Annotated in this window: 23 protein-coding genes; 11 read left to right on the top strand and 12 right to left on the bottom strand. The window is 69.5% G+C overall.

From position 1 onward, the window contains the following. Nucleotides 1-58: 58 nt before the first annotated feature. Together AB0I04_RS18180 and AB0I04_RS18175 are read left to right on the top strand one after the other, a co-directional pair. Nucleotides 59-1096, top strand: a complete 1038-nt coding sequence (locus AB0I04_RS18180) for a hypothetical protein (RefSeq protein WP_360885725.1) — start codon at nucleotides 59-61, stop codon at nucleotides 1094-1096. A 79-nt stretch (nucleotides 1097-1175) separates the two neighbouring features. Beyond that, the gene (locus AB0I04_RS18175; RefSeq protein ID WP_360885723.1) at nucleotides 1176-1715 is read left to right on the top strand and encodes a hypothetical protein; all 540 of its coding nucleotides are present in this window, start codon (nucleotides 1176-1178) and stop codon (nucleotides 1713-1715) included. Nucleotides 1716-1761: 46 nt separating this feature from the next. Here AB0I04_RS18175 and AB0I04_RS18170 read toward each other — a convergent pair whose 3' ends face one another. Then, nucleotides 1762-3201: a trehalose-6-phosphate synthase gene (locus AB0I04_RS18170; protein WP_360885721.1), complete on the bottom strand. Its 1440-nt coding sequence runs from the start codon at nucleotides 3199-3201 to the stop codon at nucleotides 1762-1764. Between the two features lie 211 nt (nucleotides 3202-3412). Between AB0I04_RS18170 and AB0I04_RS18165 the strand changes: the two genes are divergently transcribed. After that, nucleotides 3413-4156: a hypothetical protein gene (locus tag AB0I04_RS18165; RefSeq protein ID WP_360885719.1), complete on the top strand. Its 744-nt coding sequence runs from the start codon at nucleotides 3413-3415 to the stop codon at nucleotides 4154-4156. Between the two features lie 53 nt (nucleotides 4157-4209). Further along, entirely contained in the window at nucleotides 4210-5058 is an 849-nt protein-coding gene (locus tag AB0I04_RS18160) for an MBL fold metallo-hydrolase (protein ID WP_360885717.1), read from the top strand. An 89-nt stretch (nucleotides 5059-5147) separates the two neighbouring features. On the opposite strand, the gene AB0I04_RS18155 is transcribed toward AB0I04_RS18160, so the two are convergent. The 4 genes from AB0I04_RS18155 to AB0I04_RS18140 all read right to left on the bottom strand — a co-directional run bounded on the left by AB0I04_RS18155 (nucleotide 5148) and on the right by AB0I04_RS18140 (nucleotide 9561). Further along, nucleotides 5148-5720 (bottom strand): DUF1349 domain-containing protein, encoded by a 573-nt coding sequence (locus tag AB0I04_RS18155; RefSeq protein ID WP_360885774.1) that lies wholly within the window; start codon nucleotides 5718-5720, stop codon nucleotides 5148-5150. A 134-nt stretch (nucleotides 5721-5854) separates the two neighbouring features. Next, nucleotides 5855-6286, bottom strand: a complete 432-nt coding sequence (locus AB0I04_RS18150) for a hypothetical protein (protein ID WP_360885715.1) — start codon at nucleotides 6284-6286, stop codon at nucleotides 5855-5857. Between the two features lie 27 nt (nucleotides 6287-6313). Then, entirely contained in the window at nucleotides 6314-6790 is a 477-nt protein-coding gene (locus AB0I04_RS18145) for a MarR family winged helix-turn-helix transcriptional regulator (RefSeq protein ID WP_360885713.1), read from the bottom strand. Nucleotides 6791-7029: 239 nt separating this feature from the next. Then, entirely contained in the window at nucleotides 7030-9561 is a 2532-nt protein-coding gene (locus tag AB0I04_RS18140) for an MFS transporter (RefSeq protein ID WP_360885711.1), read from the bottom strand. 183 nt (nucleotides 9562-9744) lie between these two features. On the opposite strand from AB0I04_RS18140, the gene AB0I04_RS18135 reads away from it, so the two are divergent. Then, nucleotides 9745-10551: a class I SAM-dependent methyltransferase gene (locus AB0I04_RS18135; RefSeq protein ID WP_360885710.1), complete on the top strand. Its 807-nt coding sequence runs from the start codon at nucleotides 9745-9747 to the stop codon at nucleotides 10549-10551. Between the two features lie 72 nt (nucleotides 10552-10623). Here the strand turns inward: AB0I04_RS18135 and AB0I04_RS18130 are convergent, their stop codons facing one another. From AB0I04_RS18130 to AB0I04_RS18120, 3 genes are all read right to left on the bottom strand, one after another. Continuing rightward, the gene (locus AB0I04_RS18130) at nucleotides 10624-11037 is read right to left on the bottom strand and encodes a hypothetical protein (RefSeq protein ID WP_360885709.1); all 414 of its coding nucleotides are present in this window, start codon (nucleotides 11035-11037) and stop codon (nucleotides 10624-10626) included. Between the two features lie 120 nt (nucleotides 11038-11157). Further along, on the bottom strand, nucleotides 11158-11640 hold the full coding sequence (locus tag AB0I04_RS18125) for a YbjN domain-containing protein (protein WP_360885707.1): 483 nt from the start codon (nucleotides 11638-11640) through the stop codon (nucleotides 11158-11160). Nucleotides 11641-11894: 254 nt separating this feature from the next. Then, nucleotides 11895-12503 (bottom strand): hypothetical protein, encoded by a 609-nt coding sequence (locus tag AB0I04_RS18120; protein WP_360885705.1) that lies wholly within the window; start codon nucleotides 12501-12503, stop codon nucleotides 11895-11897. Between the two features lie 282 nt (nucleotides 12504-12785). Between AB0I04_RS18120 and AB0I04_RS18115 the strand changes: the two genes are divergently transcribed. After that, entirely contained in the window at nucleotides 12786-13166 is a 381-nt protein-coding gene (locus AB0I04_RS18115; protein WP_360885703.1) for a hypothetical protein, read from the top strand. 68 nt (nucleotides 13167-13234) lie between these two features. On the opposite strand, the gene AB0I04_RS18110 is transcribed toward AB0I04_RS18115, so the two are convergent. Then, nucleotides 13235-13750 (bottom strand): hypothetical protein, encoded by a 516-nt coding sequence (locus AB0I04_RS18110; protein ID WP_360885702.1) that lies wholly within the window; start codon nucleotides 13748-13750, stop codon nucleotides 13235-13237. 172 nt (nucleotides 13751-13922) lie between these two features. On the opposite strand from AB0I04_RS18110, the gene AB0I04_RS18105 reads away from it, so the two are divergent. Then, on the top strand, nucleotides 13923-14087 hold the full coding sequence (locus AB0I04_RS18105; RefSeq protein WP_360885700.1) for a DUF1330 domain-containing protein: 165 nt from the start codon (nucleotides 13923-13925) through the stop codon (nucleotides 14085-14087). A 54-nt stretch (nucleotides 14088-14141) separates the two neighbouring features. Here AB0I04_RS18105 and AB0I04_RS18100 read toward each other — a convergent pair whose 3' ends face one another. After that, a complete protein-coding gene (locus AB0I04_RS18100) occupies nucleotides 14142-14759 on the bottom strand; it encodes a hypothetical protein (RefSeq protein WP_360885698.1) in 618 nt (205 codons plus the stop codon). A gap of 5 nt (nucleotides 14760-14764) precedes the next feature. Next, on the bottom strand, nucleotides 14765-15109 hold the full coding sequence (locus tag AB0I04_RS18095) for a PadR family transcriptional regulator (protein ID WP_360885696.1): 345 nt from the start codon (nucleotides 15107-15109) through the stop codon (nucleotides 14765-14767). A 358-nt stretch (nucleotides 15110-15467) separates the two neighbouring features. Here AB0I04_RS18095 and AB0I04_RS18090 point away from each other — a divergent pair, with 358 nt between their 5' ends. From AB0I04_RS18090 to AB0I04_RS18075, 4 genes are read left to right on the top strand one after another with little or no spacing between them, the layout of a single operon-like run. Further along, on the top strand, nucleotides 15468-16403 hold the full coding sequence (locus tag AB0I04_RS18090; RefSeq protein ID WP_360885694.1) for an ABC transporter ATP-binding protein: 936 nt from the start codon (nucleotides 15468-15470) through the stop codon (nucleotides 16401-16403). After that, complete coding sequence (locus AB0I04_RS18085) at nucleotides 16400-17167, top strand: hypothetical protein (protein WP_360885692.1); 768 nt, start codon at nucleotides 16400-16402, stop codon at nucleotides 17165-17167. Before AB0I04_RS18090 ends, AB0I04_RS18085 begins: the two co-directional genes overlap by 4 nt. A 3-nt stretch (nucleotides 17168-17170) precedes the next feature. After that, nucleotides 17171-18289, top strand: coding sequence for a histidine kinase (locus tag AB0I04_RS18080; protein WP_360885690.1), 1119 nt, complete (start codon nucleotides 17171-17173; stop codon nucleotides 18287-18289). Continuing rightward, nucleotides 18286-18921, top strand: a complete 636-nt coding sequence (locus tag AB0I04_RS18075) for a response regulator transcription factor (RefSeq protein ID WP_360885689.1) — start codon at nucleotides 18286-18288, stop codon at nucleotides 18919-18921. The genes AB0I04_RS18080 and AB0I04_RS18075 overlap by 4 nt, the downstream gene beginning before the upstream one ends. A 40-nt stretch (nucleotides 18922-18961) precedes the next feature. Here AB0I04_RS18075 and AB0I04_RS18070 read toward each other — a convergent pair whose 3' ends face one another. Beyond that, nucleotides 18962-19633 (bottom strand): hypothetical protein, encoded by a 672-nt coding sequence (locus AB0I04_RS18070; RefSeq protein ID WP_360885687.1) that lies wholly within the window; start codon nucleotides 19631-19633, stop codon nucleotides 18962-18964. Between the last annotated feature and the right edge of the window lie 287 nt (nucleotides 19634-19920).

Here is a 19920-nt window from a genome sequence, read left to right as displayed (position 1 = left end):
CGGCGCCGATTCCGCGCCCGTTCTGAGGCTGTCCGACGGTTATGGCACAGTTGATCGGGTGTTCGAACAGATATGCGCAAACCTCGCGAATGCGGCGCTGGCCGGTGACCAGCAGGCGTTCGGCCCCCTTCTTCCGGCGGTCCAGGAGCAGGCCGCCGGCCTTCCCGCCGACCGGCTGACCGCCGGGGTCCGGGCGATGGCGGGCGCCATCGCGGAGGCGTCCCCGCACCTCGGCGGCTGGGTGGCCGTGCTGACGGGCGCCCTGGTGGAGAACGGCGCCGACGCCGGCCCCGCCGGCCCTGCGGTCGTCGACCGGCTGGTCGAGGTGGCGGCCGCGGCCCTGGCCTTCGCGGGCGCCTGGGAGAAGGCGACCGGCGGCGCGCCCCCGGACCCGATGGAGCACCAGCCCTCCCAGGAGGTCTGGGAGACGGTGCACCCCGAACTCGGCGACGGCGCGGGCATCACGATGGAGTCCTGGTGGGCGCTGCCGCAGTTCGCGATGGCCGCCTCCACGATGCTCGCCCGCGACCAGGCCGTCCGCGCCTCCGTGACCGAACGCGACTTCAAGATCTCGGTGGTGGAGCAGGCCGCGCCCCACCTGGGGCAGCTGGAGTACGTCCGTGACCTGCTCAAGGTCCTCGACGGTGAGCGCCTGCTGGTGTTGGACCGTGCCACCGGGCGTGGGTGGACCGTCGTGATCGGCGGCGTCGGCGACAACTTCCAGCTGCACACGCTCCTCGCGCACGCGCTGGTCCGGCCGGGCGGCATGCCCGGGGAGGCGCCCGACCCGCGCTGGGTGGCCTCGTCGATCGACCAGGACGTCGAGCCGGGTACGCCCCCGGTCGCCGGCGTCTGGAACCTCGTCGACGCGCACGGCTCCTGGATCTGGAACGAGGGCGTCCCCGCCGACATCCCCGAGGTGGGCGGCACCCGGATCGTGGTGCTCGACCCGCCGACGTACCCGCGGACGTGGAGCCCGGGGCGCCGCTTCCCGCTCATGCCGGGCTCGCTGACAGTCGAGGGCGCGCACGCCCCGGAAGAGCTGCGTGACTGGTGGCAGCACGTCAAACCCGCCGTCCCGCCGGCGGGCGGCTGACGCGGGATTGAGCCTCTGGTCCCTGTCCGCCAGCGATCAAGATCACCATACTGCTGCGTACGTTCCCTGCAGAGGAGTCATGTTGAAGCTCGCGCAGCGTATGATCACCGGCACTCTCGCGTCTGTGGCGGTGCTCGGCACCGTGGCGGCGGTCGCCCCGGCCGCCGACGCCGCCGTCAAGCCGAAATGCACGACCGTGACGAAGACCGTTCCCGTCCCGAAGTACGCCGATCCCCAGTGGGAGATCAGGGTCTGCGTCAGCACGGAGAAGATCGACAAGGACGAGACGGTCATCGCCCGGATCGAACCGATGATGCGTGCGCGCGGCACGAGCAAGAAGGGGTTCGCTTTCAAGTACCCCACGAACGCCGCCGTCCTGCACATCTCCCTGACGCTCGACGGCAAGAAGCAGGCCGCCGAAACCTACGGCATCGGCCAGTACGTCAAGCGATACCTGTGGACCAAGAACCGCCCATACCCGCTGATCCTCAGCGGCATCTCCGCCTCCGCGGTCAGGCGCCCGGGAACGTGGCAGGCGATCGGCCGCCTGGACTACGACGTGTCGAATGACAAGCGGGGCGCCTACCGGTACACGGTGAAGTCCCCCGTGCTCCGGTAGGCACCGCCCGTGGGAGGCGATGGACCGACGAAGTGGCGCCCGCCGGTCAGAGGACGGGCACCGCCTCCTCGACGGCGGATTCGTCCCCGATGTCCGGGCCTTCGAGGGCCTCCAGGAAGTCGTTGGCCCAGCGGTCGACGTCGTACTCGATCACGCGCCTGCGCAGCGCCCGCATCCGGCGGTTCTGCTCGGCCGGATCGGCCTGCATGGCCTGCAGCATCTTCTGCTTCATGCCGTCGATGTCGTACGGGTTGACGAGGAACGCGCGCCTGAGCTCCTCGGCCGCGCCCGCGAACTCGCTGAGCAGCAGGCTGCCGCGCAGGTCCGCCCGGCAGGCGATGTACTCCTTGGCGACGAGGTTCATGCCGTCGCGCAGTGGCGTCACCACCATCACGTCGGCGGCGAGGAAGAGCGCGGCCAGCTCGTCACGCGTGTACGACGTGTGCATGTAGTTGATGATCGGCGAGCCGAGCTCGGAGTAGAGCCCGTTGGCCCGGCCGATCTGCAGCTCGATGTCGTCGCGCAGGATGCGGTACTGCTCGACGCGCTCGCGGCTCGGCGTCGCGATCTGGACGAACACCGCGTCCCCGCTCTTGAGCTTCCCGTCGCGGAACAGCTCGCTGAACGCCTGGATCCGCTGGCTGATGCCCTTGGTGTAGTCGAGGCGGTCGACGCCGAGCAGGATCGTGGCCGGATTGCCGAGGTCCGCACGGATCTGCGCGGCCCGTTGCCGTACCTCGGGCCGGCCGATGAGGTCGATCAGCTCCTTGACGTCCACAGAGATCGGGAACGCCTCAGCATGGACGATCCGGTCGCCGACGAGGATCTTGTTCCGATGGGTCTTCACGCCGCACAGGCGCCGGCAGAGCCGGGCGAAGTTCGCGGCGGCGTCGCTGCTCTGGAATCCGACCAGATCAGCGCCGAGCAGCCCTTCGATGATCCGCTGCCGCCACGGCAGCTGGACGAACAGCTCCATCGGCGGGAACGGGATGTGCAGGAAGAAGCCGATGCGCAGGTCGGGGCGCAGCTCCCGGAGCATCTTCGGGACGAGCTGCAACTGGTAGTCCTGCACCCAGACGACCGCGCCCTCGGCGGCGGCCTCGGCCGCCGCCTCCGCGAACCGCCGGTTGACCCGGACGTACGCATCCCAGAGCGTCCGCTTGTACACCGGCGGGACGATCACGTCGTGGTACAGCGGCCAGAGAGTGGCGTTGGAGAAGCCCTCGTAGTACCGCTCGACGTCGTTCGCGGTCAGGCAGATGGGCACGAGGTCCATGCCGTCGGCGGTGAAGGGCTCCACTTCCTCGTCCGGCGCGCCGACCCAGCCGACCCACGCGCCCCCGCGGCGCTGCATGACCGGGACGATCGCGGTCACGAGGCCGCCCGGGCTACGCCGCCACGCCGCCTCGCCGTCCTCGTCGATCACACGGTCGACGGGAAGCCGGTTGGCGACGACAACAAACTCACTCTTCGTAGACGCTCCCACATTCCTCTTCCTCCCCAAATCGGACTATTCGATCCCTCTTGAACACGTTTCGCGATCAGTGTCACATCGGTAGGAGGCGCGGAGGTTCCCTCCACCTTGCGGCGGAGCCAGAATCAGCCTGCGGTGTGAGGACGCGGGGCCCTCCCTCGGTGATGATTACGTCAAGGCTCCAGCGAACCCCCACAAAGGGTCTCCCCCACGAGGAAACAGTGTGAGCACCGCCACCGGTCTTATCCCCGGCCGGCCGCCCGCCGGACGTCTCCGGCCTGCCTGGATCATGGGCATCGTGGCCGAGCTGCTGCTGCTGACCGCCGAGCCGCTCGCCCGGCTGCGGCGAGGCCGGCTGCCTCTGGCGTTCGCTTCGTCCGCCACGGTGCTGATCCTCTGGTCGCTCCACTTCTCCTCGCTCGGCACGTACATCGTTCGGCTGATCAGCGACGTTTCAGCCTCCACCCCGTTCTACCTCGCCGTCGTCCGGCTACCCGCGTCGATGTACGCTCCGGCGCCGAACCTCCCGGTGTGGGGCTCGCTGCTGCAGGTGTTCGTCGTGTTCGGGATCGCCGAGGCGCTGATCGGGTGGCGCCGTACGCTGACGGTCGCGCTGACCGCGACCTTCCTGTGCACGCTCAGCGGCCGGATCATGTGCTACCTCGGACCGGACTCGATCCTCGGCCTCCCGTGGATCTCCCGGTACGTCTCCGACACCGGCCCGTCGGCGGCCGTCGTCGCGCTCGTCGCGTACGTGTGCTGCGTCCGCCGCGCCCCGCGCACGATGACCGTCCTGCTCACCGCGATGGTCACCGAGGTCACCCTGCTGCCCAACCTGGCCGGGCGCGAGCACGTCGTCGCCATCGCCCTCGGCATCCTGGCCGCCCTCGCCGTCCCCGCCGCCGGCCGGCTCCGCCGCGCGTCGAGAAAAGCGATGTCCGCCGAGTCAGGGGCTCGTCATGGTTGATCACGCTGTCCTACGATGACCCCCGGGGATGGCGGTGATTTGGGGGTTTTCGCGTGCGTGTCCATCATCTCAACTGCGGCACGATGTACCCCTTCGGCGGACGCATCCTGGGCGAGAGCGGTGACCGGCTCGCGTCGGCCCGGCTGGTCTGCCACTGCCTGCTCATCGAGACCGACGAGGGCCTCATCCTGGTCGACACGGGGATCGGTACGCAGGCCGTCGCCCGGCCGAGGGAGATCCTGGGCCGCTCCTTCGCCGCGATGACCCGGCCCCGGCTCGACCTGGGGGAGACCGCCGTCCGCCAGGTCGCGGCGCTCGGGTACGCCGCCGCCGACGTACGCCACATCGTGCTGACCCACCTCGACGTCGACCACACGAGCGGGCTCACCGACTTCCCCGACGCCGAGGTGCATGTGCACGTCGCGGAGCTGGAGGCGGCCCGGCGGCCCGTGACGCTGCTCGAGCGGGAGCGCTACCGGACCGCGGTGTGGTCGCACCGCCCGCGCTGGGTCGAGCACCACCCGGGCGGCGAACGCTGGCACGGGTTCGAATCCGTACGCGGCCTTCCCGGCGGGCTGCTCCTGATCCCGCTCACCGGGCATACGCGCGGCCACGCCGGCGTCGCGATGGATACCGGCGACGGCTGGCTCCTGCACGCCGGGGATGCCTACTTCCACCACCGCCAGATCGAGTCGGGCGCCTGCCCGCCCGGCCTGCGCGTCTTCCAGTCCCTCGTGCAGGCTGACCGTACGACCCGGCTGCACAACGTCGGCCGGCTTCGGGAACTGGCCCGGACCGGCGACGTCACGATGTTCTCCGCCCACGACCCGGTGGAGCTCGAACGCCGGAGAGCGACGGCTCAGGAGCCGTCCCGCAGGTCGAGCAGGCGCCTGGGATCGTAGGCGATCGCGGCTCAGGAGCCGTCGCGCGGATCCAGCAGGCGCCTGGGCTCGCTCGTGGACCAACCGGGTCGAGCAGGCGCCTCGGCTCGCTAGGAACCGTCGCGCAGGTCCAGCAGGCGCCTCGGCTCATAGGCGATCGCGTCGAACGTCGCGGTGCAGCCGTCGCCGGTGGGCGACTGGGCCTCGAAGCCGTACGACGGGACCTCCGAGGCGTAGAGCGCGAAGTGGCGGATGAGCCGCCAGTACGCGCCGTCGGTCGAGGCGTGGAAGGCGTATGCCGTGCCGACCCGCGCCACCCGCAGCCAGACCTGACCCCCGTCCACGACGAAGGCGTTGCAGTCGTCGGACGTGCCGCGCGTGACCACGGACACGACCATGGGCTCCCGCTGCGGGGACAGCTCGAAGGCGAGCTTGGCCCAGGCTCGGTCGTTCAGCCACACGAGCAGCGCGCCCGCGTCGAACGTGGACTGGAAGTCCACCTGAACGCGGGCGCTGAGCAGGAAGTCGCCCTCCGCGCAGGCGAGCAGGTGCGGCGCGTTCAGCGTCACGGCCGTCCGCTGCGGGTCGATGAACAGGTCCGTGCCCGGACCGGCAGAGATCTCGAATCCGTCTTCGGTCATCCGGTATGAACTCGCCGGCTCTCCGTCCCACCGCAACGACACGGGGATGCGAGGGATTCCTAGCTGCCCGACTGCACGCGCCACACCGTCTCCTTAGGTCCGCCAGGCGTGTTTTGGAGCGCTCCCAAGGAGAAAGTAGGCCGCGGCCCGGAATTCGTACAGAGTGCGCCGGGCGTTCATTTCTTCAGCGTGTACCGGCACTGGGCCACCTCGCCCGCCTTCTTGACGACGACCGACCCGTCGACGGTGATCTGGCAGGTGACCTTCTGCTGCGATGACGCGTTGGCGAGCACGGCGAGCAGGCCGCTCTTCACCTCGACGGTCTTCTTCCACGGCAGCTTGGCGTTCGTGGCGGTGCCGTTGGTGCTCGCGTGGTAGTAGATCCCCGGGAGCTCCCCCGAACCCAGCACCTCCAGGACGACCGCGTGAGCGCCGCCTGCGGGCTTGGACTTCGGCGCCCCGGACTTCTTCGCCTCGCCACCGGGGCCGGCCGCCTTCTCGCTCGGGCTGGCGGAGGCGGGGTCGTCCTTCGCCTTGGAACCTCCGCCGCAGGCGGTGGCCGACGCGAGTATCCCGGCAACGGTGCAGAAGATGAGTATTCGCCGCATCCGCCGAAGATTACTGGCAGCGGAAAGTTAATCGATCTTTACCCGGCCGACCAGGCGGTTGAAGCGGGCCAGCATCGTGGCGAGGACGCGGACGTCCTCCTCCGGCCAGGCGCCGAGCAGCCCGTGGAACTTGTCCTGGCGGGCGGCGCTGATGGCGTCCATCCGCGAGCGCCCCTCGGCGGTGAGGTCGAACCGGTGCGCGCGCCGGTCATCCGGGTCCGGCCGCCGCTCGATCAGGCCGAGCTCCTCCAGGACCTTCAACTGGCGGGTCATGGTGGCCTTGCCGATCCCGAAGTACTCCGCGAGGTCGCTGGGCCGGGCCGGCGCGCACTCGCGCAACCCGACGAGCAGCCCGTACGCCGCGGAGTCCAGCCCGGGATGCACCTCGCGCATCATCTGAGTGGACAGCGCCCGCGCGCGGCGCAGCAGGACGCCGATCTCGTGCTCGAGGGCGTGGTACGCCTCGTGCTTACCGGTATCGGGCGAGACTGGTGCTTCGGTCATCGTTCGCTTCCCTTGAGCCGTGCCGTGGGCGAGGCCGAATGGCATGATCCCACCCCGCGCGGCCCGGTTTCGCGTTTCCTTCAAGAGTGGCACGGCCGGGGCGAGCGACCGGGCCGGAACCGACCCCGGGCGGGTGACCGGGCCCGGCGGGTGACCGGGCTGGGCGGGTGACCTGGTCGGGCGGGTGACCTGGTCGGGGGGAGTGACCGGGCCGGGGCGGGCCGGCCCGGTCCTTTCGGTCACGCCGCCGGGTGGCCGAGCCACATGTCGTGCGCGTCCTCGTCGTGCCCGTTCAGGCTGACCGCACTGGCCACGGGCGCGTACCCGGCGGCGGTGACGGTGTACTGGCCGCCGGTCAGGTCGGCGAAGGAGTACTGGCCGTTCGGGCCGGTCACGGTGATGCCGACGACGTTGCCGGCCGCGTCGAGCAGGGTGACGCGGGCGTCGGCGACCGGGCCGTGGCCGTGCGCCTGGACGGTGCCGGCGATCCGGGCGCCGGGCCGCAGCTCGACGTCCTGCCGGGTCACTCCCGAGTCTCCGCCGACCTCGGCCGGCACCGCGGCCGGGCGGTGGCCCTCGGCGCTGACCGCGACCGTGTACGTCCCCGCGACCACCTGGGTGAAGGCGTAGCCGCCCTCGGCGTCGGTCACCCCGTTCGCGACGACCTCGCCGCGAACGTCGGTCACGACGATCATCGCGTCCGCGACGGGCACACCGTTCGTGTCCCGCACCGTGCCGGCGAGGCCGCCGTTGCCGGTGAGGACGAGGTCGAAATCGAGCGGCCGGTCGCCGGTGACCAGGGTCGCGGCCTGCGGGTCGTGGTCGCCGGCCGCCGCGATCAGCACGTACGTGCCGCTGCCGGGCGTGGCCACCTCGTACCGGCCGTCCGGCCGCGCCACCGCGCGCCCGATCTGGCGGCCACGGATGTCGATCAGCGTGATCGCCGCACCGGGCACCGGCGTGCCGTCGGCATTGCGAATGACGCCGCGGATGACGCCGTCCAGCCGCACCTCGGCAGCGACCGGGGAGCCCGGAAGGCCGCCCTGCCGTTCCGCGGCGACCGGCAGGCCGTTCTGCCGTACGTCGGAAGCGATCGGAAAGGCCGGAATGTCCTGCCGTGTCTCGGCAGCGACCGAGGAGATCGGCCGGCCGGCCGGTGCCGGCTCCTCGCTCCGGGCGTGCTGGCCGCGCGGGGCGGCACCGGCCGGTGCCGCCTGCTGCTCGAGGTTGGCGGTGCGCAGTGGCACCTCCTTGACGAACAGAATGGCGAGCAGTGCGAGCAGCGCGCACGGCGCCGCGTACATGAACACGTTGCCGATGCCGTGCCCGAAGGCGTTCTCGACGACCGCGCGGATCGGGGCGGGCAGCGCCGAGAGCTTGGGGATCGAACCGTCGCCGCCACCGCCGGAGCGGACGCCGAGACGTGCGAGGCCCTCCGCCGTGTAGTGCGTGACCCGGTTGGACAGCAGCGCGCCGAGCGCCGAGACGCCGATCGCGCCGCCGAGCGTACGGAAGAACGCCACGGTCGAGCTGGCCGCGCCCATCTCGTGGAGCCGCACCTGGTTCTGCACGGCCAGGACGAGGTTCTGCATCGTCATGCCGAGCCCGGCGCCGACGGCGAACATGAAGATCGAGGCCTTCCAGTACGCCGTGTCGTGGCGCAGCAGGCCCATCAGGCCGAAACCGACGGTGATGAGCAGGCCACCGGTGACCAGGAAGGCCTTCCAGCGGCCGGTGCGGGTGATGATCCGCCCGACCACGGTCGACGACAGGGCCAGCCCGACGATCATCGGCAGGGTCATGATGCCGGCCTTGGTCGGCGAGTCGCCGCGGGCGAGCTGGAAGTACTGGCTGAGGAAGGTGGTCGCGCCGAACATCGCGACGCCGACGAAGAGGCTCGCCACGGCGGCCAGCGCCATGGTGGAGTTGCGGAACAGCCGCAGCGGCACGATCGGCTCGGCCGCCTTGGTCTCGACGAGGATGAACACCAGGGCGATGACGAGCGCACCGCCGACCATCACGCCGGTCTGCCATGACAGCCAGTCGTACCTGTCACCGGCGAACGACACCCAGATCAGCAGCAGGGACACCGCTGCGGTGATCAGCGTGGCACCGAACCAGTCGATCTTGACCTTCCGCCTGCGGACCGGCAGGTGCAGGGTCTTCTGCAGGACGAGCAGCGCGATCAGGGCGAACGGCACACCGACGTAGAAGCACCAGCGCCAGCCGAGCCAGGAGGTGTCGACGATGACGCCGCCGATCAGCGGGCCGCCGATGGTGGCCAGTGCGAAGACCGCGCCGATGTAGCCGGAGTACCGGCCGCGTTCGCGCGGCGAGATCATCACCGCCATGATCACCTGGACGAGAGCGGTGAGCCCGCCGGCGCCGAGCCCCTGCACCACCCGGGCGGTGATGAGCATCGCCGGGTTCTGCGCCAGGCCGGCGAAGGCCGAACCGGCGACGTAGATCAGCAGGCCCAGCTGGACGAGGAGCTTCTTGCTGACCAGATCCGCGAGCTTGCCCCAGATGGGGGTGGACACCGTCGTCGCGAGCAGGGTGGCGGTGATCACCCAGGTGTAGGTCGTCTGGCTCGCGTGCAGGTCGGCGATGATCGTCGGTAGGGCGTTCGACACGACGGTCGAGGACAGGATCGCCACGAACAGGCCCAGCAACAGGCCGGACAGCGCTTCCAAAACCTGCCGATGCGACATCGGGGCGTCCGCGCCGTGGCCGGGCGTGGCCCGTACCTCGGCCGGTGCTGCGGTAGTCATCAAGCTCCTTATCGCTCCATGGCCGTACGGGCCCATCACTTATTTGCCCGAAGCAACCATAGACGTACTTGGTTGCCCTAAGCAACATAACTCCGCCCGTCGGCATTCCCCCGACGGCCGCTCCCCCGTGGAGCACCGCGAAATCCGGGTGATCCCCTCCGGAGACGGCGGTACCGTCGCCCGGTGACCGAACCGGACTGGCGCCGGCTGAACCGAGCGCGCTGGGACGAGCGCGTGCCGCTCCACGTGGCCGGGCCCTTCTACGACATCGAGGGCTTCCGGAGCGGGCGGGACACCATCCGCGCCTTCGAATACAACGAGGTGGGCGACGTCACCGGCCGCCATCTCGTTCACCTGCAGTGTCACTTCGGCCTCGACACGCTCTCCTGGGCGCGTCGCGGGGCACGCGTGACGGGGCTGGATTTCTCGGCACCCGCCGTCGATCAGGCTCGGGCGCTCGCCGCCGAACTCGGCCTCGACGCCCGATTCGTCACCGCGGATGTCCACGACGCGGTGGAGGCGCTCGGCGGGCGGACCTACGAAATCGTCTACACCGGACTGGGCTCGCTCGTCTGGCTACCCGACGTCCGGCGGTGGGCGCAGGTCGTCACCGCACTGCTCCGGCCCGGCGGTTTTCTCTACCTCGCCGAGTTCCATCCCTTCGCCAACACGCTCGACGAGGCGGACGGGCGGACGGTCACGGCGGACTATTTCGACGCCGGACCCCACGTGTGGACCGAGCCGGGGTCGTACGCCGACCGGTCGAGCCCGACCCGGCACAACACGTCGGTGCAGTTCGAGCACGGCCTCGGCACGGTCGTCACGGCGATCGCCGAGGCGGGCCTGCGCGTGGAGTTCCTGCGCGAGCACGACGCCACGCTGTTCGAGCGGTTCGAGACGCTGGAGCGAGGGCCGGATGGGATGTTCCGGGTGCCGGCGGGCCGGCCCAGGATCCCGCTGATGTACTCCCTGCGGGCCCGCAAGCCGTGAGCCGGCGTCCCCGCCGGCCATGAAAAAGGGCCGACCACAGCCGTGGTCGACCCTCGAGTCGTGGCTGTGGGGTCAGCCGCAGGCCGGCTGGGAGGTGAACTTGTAGGAGCCGTACGTGCCGCCGTAGACGACGCATTCGCCCGTCGGATTATCCGCCTTAACCGCACCGGCGTAGTACTTGTACGCGGCGGGACCGTCGACCTTGACGGTCGCACCGGTCGTCAGAGAGGCCGAGATCTTGACGGAGTTCCCGACGTACGAGTCCCCCTTGAGGGTCACCACGCAGTTGCTCGGACCGTTGTTGAGCCAGTAGACGCGCGCCTCGCCGGCCTTGCCCAGCGGCTGCGACTCGACCACCTGGAAACCGGACCCGCAGATCCGCTCCGGGGTGTACGGCTGTGTCCCGGCCGCCGCCGTTCCCACCGACGCCGTCAGCGCGATGCCGCCCCCGAGCGCCAGCACGGCGAGCCTCTTCATCCCGTTCATGTCTCTCCCAGCCATACGTCGCACAGCCCGGATCACCTCGATCCGGATGATCAACAATATGCGTTGTTGATCATGGTCTGGGAGGCCCGTCCGTGACGGCCGGCCGACGGGCAGGTGACCTCAGAGCGGCTCGCCGGCGAGGCCGGAGAGGGAGAGCCGCTGGGTGAGCCACAGGTGGAAGGACCCGGCGTTCCCGAGCCAGACGGTCGTACTCGCGGCGAACTGCTCACGGGTCACCCCGCCGTCGACGCGCATCATCGCCTCACTGACGATGATCACGCTGCCGTCGTCGTCGGTGGCGGTGTAGACCTTAAGGCCGGTGGTGTCGCGGTTCCACTCATCGAGGACCCCGCAGAGCGCCGGCTTGTCCTCGACGCTGAAGAAGTGGTCATAGATCGTGCGCGCGGAGAAGACCTCGTCCTCGTCATGGATGGTGAAGAAGAGGCTGAAGCACGGCCACCGCGTGCCCAGGCGGCCACGGGAGTCCCGGAACGAGCTGATCTCCAACTGGTCCAGTACGTCTTCCAGAAGCTCGAGGTCGGGCCGGACGACGCACGCGTGAGGACCGCTGGAGGACGGACTACTCGGAGGTTCGGCTTCCATGCGTGACTCCCTTCTCGCGGACAGTAGTCAGATTGTGCCTCACCAACGCCATTGGAGACGCGTTACCGTAACTTTCCGCTGGAACCAGCGATCGCCCAGCCGTACGACCGGGCGATCGATTCGACCGTGGGCGAAATATCCCGTCCGAGCGTGCAGGCATGGACACCGAAACGGTGCCCGGAGCACAGGTCACCCAATCCCACCGCGTCGCCTCGGCCCGCTCCTTCCGCGCCGAGCATTGACCCCCGGGCCGCTCAGTGCTGGTTCGGGGCGAGGCAGAGCACGTAACCGTCCCCGCCTGTTTTGCCGCGCCAGTAGCGGACGGTCGCCGAGGGGTACGGGCTGCAGACGCCCTTGCCGTTCATCTCCTGGATGCCGACGCTGATCCGGGAAACGTGCTCCACCCTGCCGACGACCTTGTAGGTGGCCGACGCGTCCGTGCAGGCGACCGTCTTGATGTTGTCGCCCGTGATGTGCTTGCCGCTCGAGGTGGTCTCGTCCGACGTCTTCTTGACGCAGTCACCGACGGCCGCCTCGTCGGAACCAGACCCCATCCGGTTGAGGACGATGATGCCCACCAGAGCGACCAGCGCGATCGGCAGGACGATCAGCAGGCGCTTCCGGCGCTGGCCAGGCGCGAGCCCCGGCGGGGGACCGTACGGTCCGGGCGGACCACCGTACGCGCCGGGAGGCATGCCGGGCCCGGGCATACCGGGAGGAGGCATGCCGGGTCCACCGGGGGGAGGCTGCATGCCGTACGGCCCGCCGGGGCCCGCCGGTCCGGAGGGCGGCGTCGGGTTGGGCTGCTGCCAGTTGGGCGATCCGCCTTGCGGCGAGGGCTGTGGGGGGTACGGCGCGGACATCGATCCTCCTGGTGAACGAACCGGGGAGGCCACTTGCGGGTCGCCTCCCCGGGGGGACGTTCCGACGATCACGCTCGATCGAGCAGAGAGATCGGGAACCGTCCCGGGATTCTCGCACGTCCCTCAGGGAATCCTGTCGATCACCTCCGGTGACGGCAACGCAGGCCGATACAACAAGGCGACCGTGACTCACTGGAACCACATCGGCCACATGCGTATCGAATAGGGGTCTGGGACCTCGCCCAGGCGGCACAACGAACGACTACGAAGGACCTATCAGTGATGCAGACCCCCCTTCGCCTCGCCGGAGCGCTCACCCTGACGACCGCGCTCGCGCTGTCGGCCACCGCCTGCGGCAGCGCGGACAAGAAGGCCGCGTGCGAGAAACTGCAGAACACCATCCAGCAGACCAACCGCACGGGCATGACCCAGATCAACAACCCGACCGCGCTGGCGCAGACGTACGCCACCAGCGCCGCGACCATGCGCCAGGAGGGCAAGGACTCCGGGGACGGCGATGTCGAGAAGGCGGCGAACCACGCGGCGTCCGCGATGGAGAAGCTCGGGAGCCAGGTGAAGTCGACGGCCGGCGGCAACCCGCAGATGCCCGACACCTCGGACCTGATCAGCGCCGGCAAGGAGCTCCAGTCGGCCTGCGGCTGACCTCGTCCCTTCGGCCCAGGGGTCACCGTCGGCCGCGCCGCCGACGGTGACCCGCCCGGGCCGGAGGCTTACTTGAAGCGGACCACGAGCTTGCCGCCGCCCTCGTACTGGAGGTCAGCCGCGAACCCGCCGTCGACGTCGAACTTCGTCTTGTCGGCGAGGCGCACGACCGGGGTCGACAGCGGCTTCGTCGTCGTCTTGTGGTTGTAGGCGATCTTCGGCTTGTGCGTCTTCGGGTCCGTCCACTCGATGCCGGTCCCGGTCTCGTACGCCTTCTTGGTGTACGTCTTCTTCTTCACCACCGTGGCCCACACGGTCTTGCAGGCGTCCGAACGGTAGACGTTGAGGTGACCGCCGACCTTGACGTGCTTGCCGGTGTTCTCCTGGTGTCCCCAGATCGTGAACTTCTTGATCAGCACGGGCTTGTATTTGCCGGCCGCCTTGACGCACTTCACCGAGGTCCGCGAGGTCGTGTCGGCGAACGCACTCCCGGCCGTGGCGGCGGCCGTGGCGGCGGCCATGCCGCCCACGAGCGCGGTGGCGGCGAGCAGCGCCGGTACCCGGCGACGGAGGTCGAGGTTCACGAGCTCCCCTTCTTTTCAGACGGCGCGCCCCTGTGGCGCGGTCCATGAGGTGAGACATCCGGGGCAGGAGACCGGTTCGCGGACCAAGATCACAAAAGCTAAAAGTCGACCCGCACCGCGGCGGAGCGCCAAAGGGTGCGCGTTCTCGCGCGGTGGTGCCATCAGGCTCGGTGTGCGAGGCGTCATCGAGTTCCCCGACCTGGACAAGGCGCGCGCCTGGTACGACTCCCCCGCCTATCGCGAGATCATCCCGCTGCGCGCGGACCACTCCCGCAGCGCCATCCTGCTCATCGACGGCGCCGGCGACGACCACCGTGCCACCGACGTTCTCGCCTGAGACCGTGCGAGGTGGCCCGAGCACCGATTCGCCCGGGCCGGGTGCCGCGAGGGTTCAGTCTCCGGAGCGCCGCGCCCGATGCATTAGGTACGCCGCCGATGCGAGGGAGCCGACGAGAGTGACCAGCAAGACCGTCGAGGCGGTGCCGGCCGAGGTGCCGGACGACTCGCAGTGGCCCGTCCCGTCGCAGGTGGTGCTCCCGCTCCAGAAGAGGAAGTAGTAGGCCGGGATGACCAGCCCGCCGGGGAACACCAGCGTGCCGATCAGCTTGTCGCGGAGCGTCCAGCGCGCGGACGCCCAGAGCAGCACCGCCCCGATGAGCCAGCCGAGCAGGGGCAGGACGATGCCGCCGATCAGCAGGAGGATGACCACCGCGATCTCGAAGGCACCCGCGCGCGTTCGGGGAGACGCCTGCCCTGCCGTCGCCGCGCGTACCAGCGACGTCTCCGGCAGGCCGACGCCGGCCTCCTGAACGATCTCCTCCGGCGTACCCAGACGGTCGAGAATCGTCCGTACGGTGGCTTCGGTCCGGTCGGGACTCTGCGCCAGCACGGTGTCGATATGCTCCCGGATCTCCGCGACCAACTCCGCCCCGCGATCCGGCGGCAGCCCCCGCGCCGCCGCCTCGAGGCGGCCGAGGTACTCCCCGATCAGCTCATCGGTCACCGTCATCGCCCTCACGTCCCTTTCCCGATGAAGTGCTCGACCGCGCCGCTGAACCGCTCCCACTCCGCGGTGAAGGCCTCCAGCGCCTGGTGCCCCGCGGGCGTGAGTCGGTAGTAGCGCCGCGGCGGGCCGGTGGTGGACTCCTGCCACACCGTCTCGACCAGCCCTTGGCGCCGCAGCCGGGACAGCAGCGGGTAGATCGTCCCCTCGCTGATGACCATGCCGTCGACCTCGCTGAGCATCCGCACGATCTCGACGCCGTACCGCTGCTCGTGACGCAGCAGCGCCAGCACGCAGTACGGCAGCGCTCCCCTCCGCATCTGCGTGAGAAGGTTCGATGCGTCACCCGGTTCCATGCGACACAAGGTACCTAGCCTGACATCGTGTGTCCAGAAGGGGACAGCCATCCGCCCCCTCACCACAGGTGCCTGGCACATGCCCGCCCTCAGTGATGAATTCGAAATCGATGACGCCGATGAAATGACAAAGATGTCCAGACGTACGGCGAAGCGTCCGCCATCGTCTCGGTGCTGGCGCTGGTCGGCCTCGTCCTGACCCTGAGCTATCTGTCGCGAGCCTCATTCCGGCACGGCGGGCCGGCTGAACCGCGTCATCCAAAAGATGGACTAAGCCGCGGACTGCGTCTCAAGATGACATCCAGGTTCGCTCTGGTGCCCGATGGGCGCCGCGCGTTCCAAAATTAGCTTGCTCTGTATGAACACCACACAGGAAGGCGCGGTCCTGGAGACCGCGGGGCTGACCAAACGATTCGGTGACCGGATCGCGGTGGCCGGGCTGGATCTGCGGGTGCCGGGCGGATGCGCGTTCGGGCTGCTGGGTCCGAACGGAGCAGGTAAGACCACGCTGATCCGGACTGTGCTCGGGCTGACCCGGGCGACGTCCGGCACGGTACGGCTGCTGGACCTGCCGATGCCCGCCCAGCGGCGCGATGCCCTGGCCCAGGTGGGTGCGATCGTCGAGGAACCCCGGTTCCACCTGCACCTGACCGGCCGGGAGAACCTGCAGGTCGCCGCCGCGGTACGCGGCCCGGCCGCGCCCGGCCGGGTGGCGGCGATGTTGGAGCGGGTCCGGCTCGCCGACCGGGCCGACGACCGGGTCAGTGGCTACTCGCTGGGCATGCGGCAGCGGCTGGGCATCGCACGGTGCCTGCTCAGCGACCCGCAGCTGCTGATCCTGGATGAGCCGATGAACGGGCTGGATCCGGCCGGCATCCTGGAGATGCGGCGCTTGATCGGGTCACTGGTCGAGGATGGCCGCACGGTGGTGGTCAGCTCTCACTTGCTGGATGAGGTGGAGAAGACCTGCGACATGGTCGCCATCATCGACGGCGGCCGCCTGGTCGCGGGCGGCGCGGTGTCGGAGATCGCCCACACCGGTCGGCAGGTTCTGGTGGGCTGCGACGACCCGTCACGGGCGACGGCGGTGCTGCAGCAGCGGCAGGCCGTGACCCAGCTTGTGCTCGAGGAGTCCGGAGTGCTCCGGGTTACCCCCGCCGCCGGGATCACGCCCGCCGCGGTGAACCGCTGGCTGGTCGAGGCCGGCATCGGCGTCGAAAGGCTGGAACCCGTCCGCGCCACTCTCGAAGAGCGATTTCTGGAGATCACCGCACAGCTGGAGGCGGCGAAATGACCGGCATCAAAATGATCCAAGCGGACCTGCTCAAGCTATCTCGACGACGAGCGTTGATGGCCTGGTCGGTGATCCTGTTCGTCGGCGCACAGTTTCTGTATTACGGGCTGGAGGGGGCCCGGCATGCGCTCGAGGCCACTCGTTACGGGCCGGCCGGTGGAACGCGCGGGCTGGCGAACGCGATGATGTTGGTGATGTATCTGGGAGGCGTCACGGCCGTGATCATCGGGACCGCCGCCGGTGGTGGTGACGCCGCCGCCGGAGTGTTCCGTGACCTGGTGTCCACTGGCCGGTCGCGGCTAGCACTGTTCGCCGTCCGTATACCGGCGGCCCTGATCGTGACCTGGGCGTTCGCTCTCCTGGCGATTGCCGCTATGGCAGCCGGTGCCGTCATGCTCGCCGGTCCGGGCGCGGCGCCTTCAGCAGGCGTGCTTGCCCGGTGTGGGCTGGCGGTCGCGGTCTCCCTCGGGGTCACCGCCATCCTGGCGGTCGGGCTCTCCTCACTACTGTCCTCTCGCAGCCTCGCGATCGGACTGCTGCTCTGCTGGAACCTGGCCCTGGCCCGGGTCCTGGAACATGCCACCAGCTTCGGGACGCTGCGGGAGCTGCTGCCGAACGCCGCAGGCGAGCGGCTCATCCCGGCCTCGGTCGGCGGTACTCACGTGGTGCCGATGTCGGTCGTGACGGCTGTGGCCGTCCTCCTGGCCTGGGTGATCGTCGCATCGCTGGCCGGGGCATGGCGTACCACCCGCAGAGACGCCTGAGCGATGGCACCCTCCTGGTGGCGACGTGCCGGTGACCTCGCGGTCACCGGCACGTTCACCGTGCTCACCGTCATCGGCGCGGTAGTGGGGGTGCGTAGTGGCGGCGACCCGGTGCGGGCGTGGGGCTCCGCGACCGCCGAACTGCTCAGCATCGCGGCGTTGACACTTCGCCGCCGTCATCCGCTCACCGTCCTCGCCGTGACGACAGCCTGCGGCGTGGTCGCCGCGGCGACCGCGGACCGAACCGTCATCGGGCCGCTGCTGCCGGCCATCGCTCTCTACACGCTGGCGACCATCTCCAGTTGGCGCGTCACCGCCGTCGCGGCAGGCGCGGTGGTCACCGCATACGGTGCCGCAGCGCTGGCCGGGCAGGGCCTGGCGGGGTTCACCGCGGCAGCGGGGATCTTCGCGATCGCGGCGACGATCGGCCTATACGCAGGGGAACATCGCCGACTGCTGGCGCGCGCCGAGTCCGAACAGCGGCTCCTGGCCGCCCAGGCCGTGCTGGCCGAACGCGTGTGGATAGCCAGAGAACTGCACGACGCGATAGGACACCACGTGAGCCTGCTGGTTGTGCAGGCCGGTGCCGTCCGGACCACTCTGCCCGACGACCACCCTGCCTCGCCGATTCTCACCGCGATGATCGATGGCGGGCGGGAAGCGATGACGGAAATGCGGCGGCTGGTGGACGTGCTCCAGCCCACCGGCGACGACGACAGCGGATTCGGGCCGCCGCCCGGCCTGGCCGATTTGCCGGGACTGTGTGACCGGCTTCGCGCGGGCGGGCTCCCGGTCGACGTGCACATCGACGTGGTCACGCAGCCGGGGCGTACGGCCGGAATCACCGCCTACAGGATCGTTCAGGAAGCCCTGACCAATGTGATCAAGCATGCCGGGCAGGTCGCCACCCGCGTCGACATCAGGGGCACTGCCGAACTGCTTGATCTGCGGGTGACGAACGCAGCGCCGACCACCGCTCCCGCCAGGCTGAGTTCGGGCGGGCACGGGCTGGACGGCGTCCGCCGCCGTGTCGCTCTGTTCGGCGGCGAGGTGTTCTCGGGCCCGGTGCCCGGCGGCGGATACGCTCTTCGCGCCACCCTCCGACTCCGAGAGCCCCCATGAACAAGATCCGGGTACTGATCGCCGACGATCAGCCGCTGATGCGGCAGGGGTTCGCCATGATCCTCTCCGCGCAGCCCGACATCGAGGTCGTAGGTGAGGCCGGTACCGGTGCCGCCGCGGTGGAACGCGCGCGTACGCTCGGACCAGACGTGATCATGATGGACATCCAGATGCCCGGTATGGACGGCATCACCGCGACCCGGCAGCTCCGCAACTGCAAGGTCCTCATCCTCACCACCTTCGGCAGCCAGGAACACGTCGCCCAGGCGCTTCATGCGGGAGCGAGCGGCTTCCTGCTCAAGGACGCCACGCCCGAACAGCTCGTACACGCGGTACGCGTGATCGCATCCGGCGAGGCCCTGCTCGACCCGGCGATCACCCGCACACTCATCCAGCGGGCGCTACCGGCCCTCACGACCTCTGTCACCCCGCCCCGCTTCGAAGCACTGAGCGAACGCGAGACCCAAGTCCTGCGGCTACTCGCCCAGGGCATGAGCAACGCGGAGATCGCCACCGTGCTCGTTGTCAGTGAGGCGACGGTGAAGACCCACGTGTCCCGGCTGCTGACCAAGCTCGGCCTGCGCGACCGGGTCCAGGCCGTCGTCGCCGCCTACCAGCACGGCCTGGTCTGAGCCAGGGCAACGACGAAGTCGCGCTGCTCGACCTTGGCCCTCACGGCGTTGAGGTGCCCTGCCGCACACGTCGCCACGACAGGTTGAGAGCCACTGCCGCGGTCAGGATCCAGATGGCCTGTACGACGGACATAACGATGGCGAAGATGAGGCCGGGAGTGCCGAAGACGGCCGCGATACCAGCGATCACGAAGAGCACGGCGACGACCCGTGCCGATCGCGCGAAGCCAGGCCTGAGCACGGCCGGTTCGAGAGCGAAGCCGATGCCCGCGAACAGGAGCGGGGCCGGTGCCAGCGGGAAGATCCGAGCGAACACCCCATTGCTGAGGGCGAACGTGGTCGCGACCGTGGCCCTGTCCCCGGCAGAGGCGGCCATCGGCACCGCCTCCAGCAGGGCGGCCTCGATGACGACAACCGAGAGCAGTAGCGCACAACCGACGATGGTCGCGATCCCCGACATCCGCGCCGCCGTCTCGCTCAGCTTCAGCAGAGCCAGAAAGAACACAATGCTCAGCAAGGCGCCCGTGGCCTGCAACCAGCCACCGGCGTAGAACAACAACGAATGGCTGCTCGCATACCTGAGCAGCTTGTCGGGCGAGGCTCCGGCATAAGGCCAGCCCGTCACCGCGGGAGCCGCGAAATAGATCACCAGCAGAACGGGACCGGCGATACCGGCCAGCGAGCCCAACAGTCGAAGCCTGTCCACGCTCATGTCAGCAGGTGGACGACGTTGCCGCGTTGCGTCAGCGCGAGGCATGGCGGTCTCCGTTCTATCCGCTTCCAGACTTATAGGATGCATTTTCATACGGTCATCGAGTAGCCCCTTCTCGTCCGCGACTATGGCCACCTGGGGCCCGGAAACGCAGGAGCGCCCCCGCCGTACGACCTGCCCATTGACGGGAACCTTGCGGGGCTTTGGTCGACTCGTCACTATCTGGGGACTTCCAGCGGGTACGTCCTCGAGCACCGGGTCCGCGACAACCAGGGGATGAGGGGTCC

This window comes from Actinoallomurus sp. NPDC050550, from assembly GCF_040655075.1.
Taxonomy (GTDB): Bacteria; Actinomycetota; Actinomycetes; order Streptosporangiales; family Streptosporangiaceae; genus Actinoallomurus.
Note: the sequence above shows the minus strand (reverse complement) of the source record. Positions and strands in the feature narration are given on the sequence as shown.

Bases quoted from the DNA above. Each gene is read 5' to 3' on its own strand.
- AB0I04_RS18095 (WP_360885696.1), bottom strand. From the start codon at position 15,109: ATGGAACCGGGTGACGCATCGAACCTTCTCACGCAGATGCGGAGGGGA.
- AB0I04_RS18140 (WP_360885711.1), bottom strand. From the start codon at position 9,561: ATGACTACCGCAGCACCGGCCGAGGTACGGGCCACGCCCGGCCACGGC.
- AB0I04_RS18150 (WP_360885715.1), bottom strand. From the start codon at position 6,286: ATGCGGCGAATACTCATCTTCTGCACCGTTGCCGGGATACTCGCGTCG.
- AB0I04_RS18130 (WP_360885709.1), bottom strand. From the start codon at position 11,037: ATGAACGGGATGAAGAGGCTCGCCGTGCTGGCGCTCGGGGGCGGCATC.
- AB0I04_RS18075 (WP_360885689.1), top strand. From the start codon at position 18,286: ATGAACAAGATCCGGGTACTGATCGCCGACGATCAGCCGCTGATGCGG.
- AB0I04_RS18070 (WP_360885687.1), bottom strand. From the start codon at position 19,633: ATGAGCGTGGACAGGCTTCGACTGTTGGGCTCGCTGGCCGGTATCGCC.
- AB0I04_RS18080 (WP_360885690.1), top strand. From the start codon at position 17,171: ATGGCACCCTCCTGGTGGCGACGTGCCGGTGACCTCGCGGTCACCGGC.
- AB0I04_RS18175 (WP_360885723.1), top strand. From the start codon at position 1,176: ATGTTGAAGCTCGCGCAGCGTATGATCACCGGCACTCTCGCGTCTGTG.
- AB0I04_RS18115 (WP_360885703.1), top strand. From the start codon at position 12,786: ATGCAGACCCCCCTTCGCCTCGCCGGAGCGCTCACCCTGACGACCGCG.
- AB0I04_RS18085 (WP_360885692.1), top strand. From the start codon at position 16,400: ATGACCGGCATCAAAATGATCCAAGCGGACCTGCTCAAGCTATCTCGA.
- AB0I04_RS18090 (WP_360885694.1), top strand. From the start codon at position 15,468: ATGAACACCACACAGGAAGGCGCGGTCCTGGAGACCGCGGGGCTGACC.
- AB0I04_RS18145 (WP_360885713.1), bottom strand. From the start codon at position 6,790: ATGACCGAAGCACCAGTCTCGCCCGATACCGGTAAGCACGAGGCGTAC.
- AB0I04_RS18125 (WP_360885707.1), bottom strand. From the start codon at position 11,640: ATGGAAGCCGAACCTCCGAGTAGTCCGTCCTCCAGCGGTCCTCACGCG.
- AB0I04_RS18100 (WP_360885698.1), bottom strand. From the start codon at position 14,759: ATGACGGTGACCGATGAGCTGATCGGGGAGTACCTCGGCCGCCTCGAG.
- AB0I04_RS18120 (WP_360885705.1), bottom strand. From the start codon at position 12,503: ATGTCCGCGCCGTACCCCCCACAGCCCTCGCCGCAAGGCGGATCGCCC.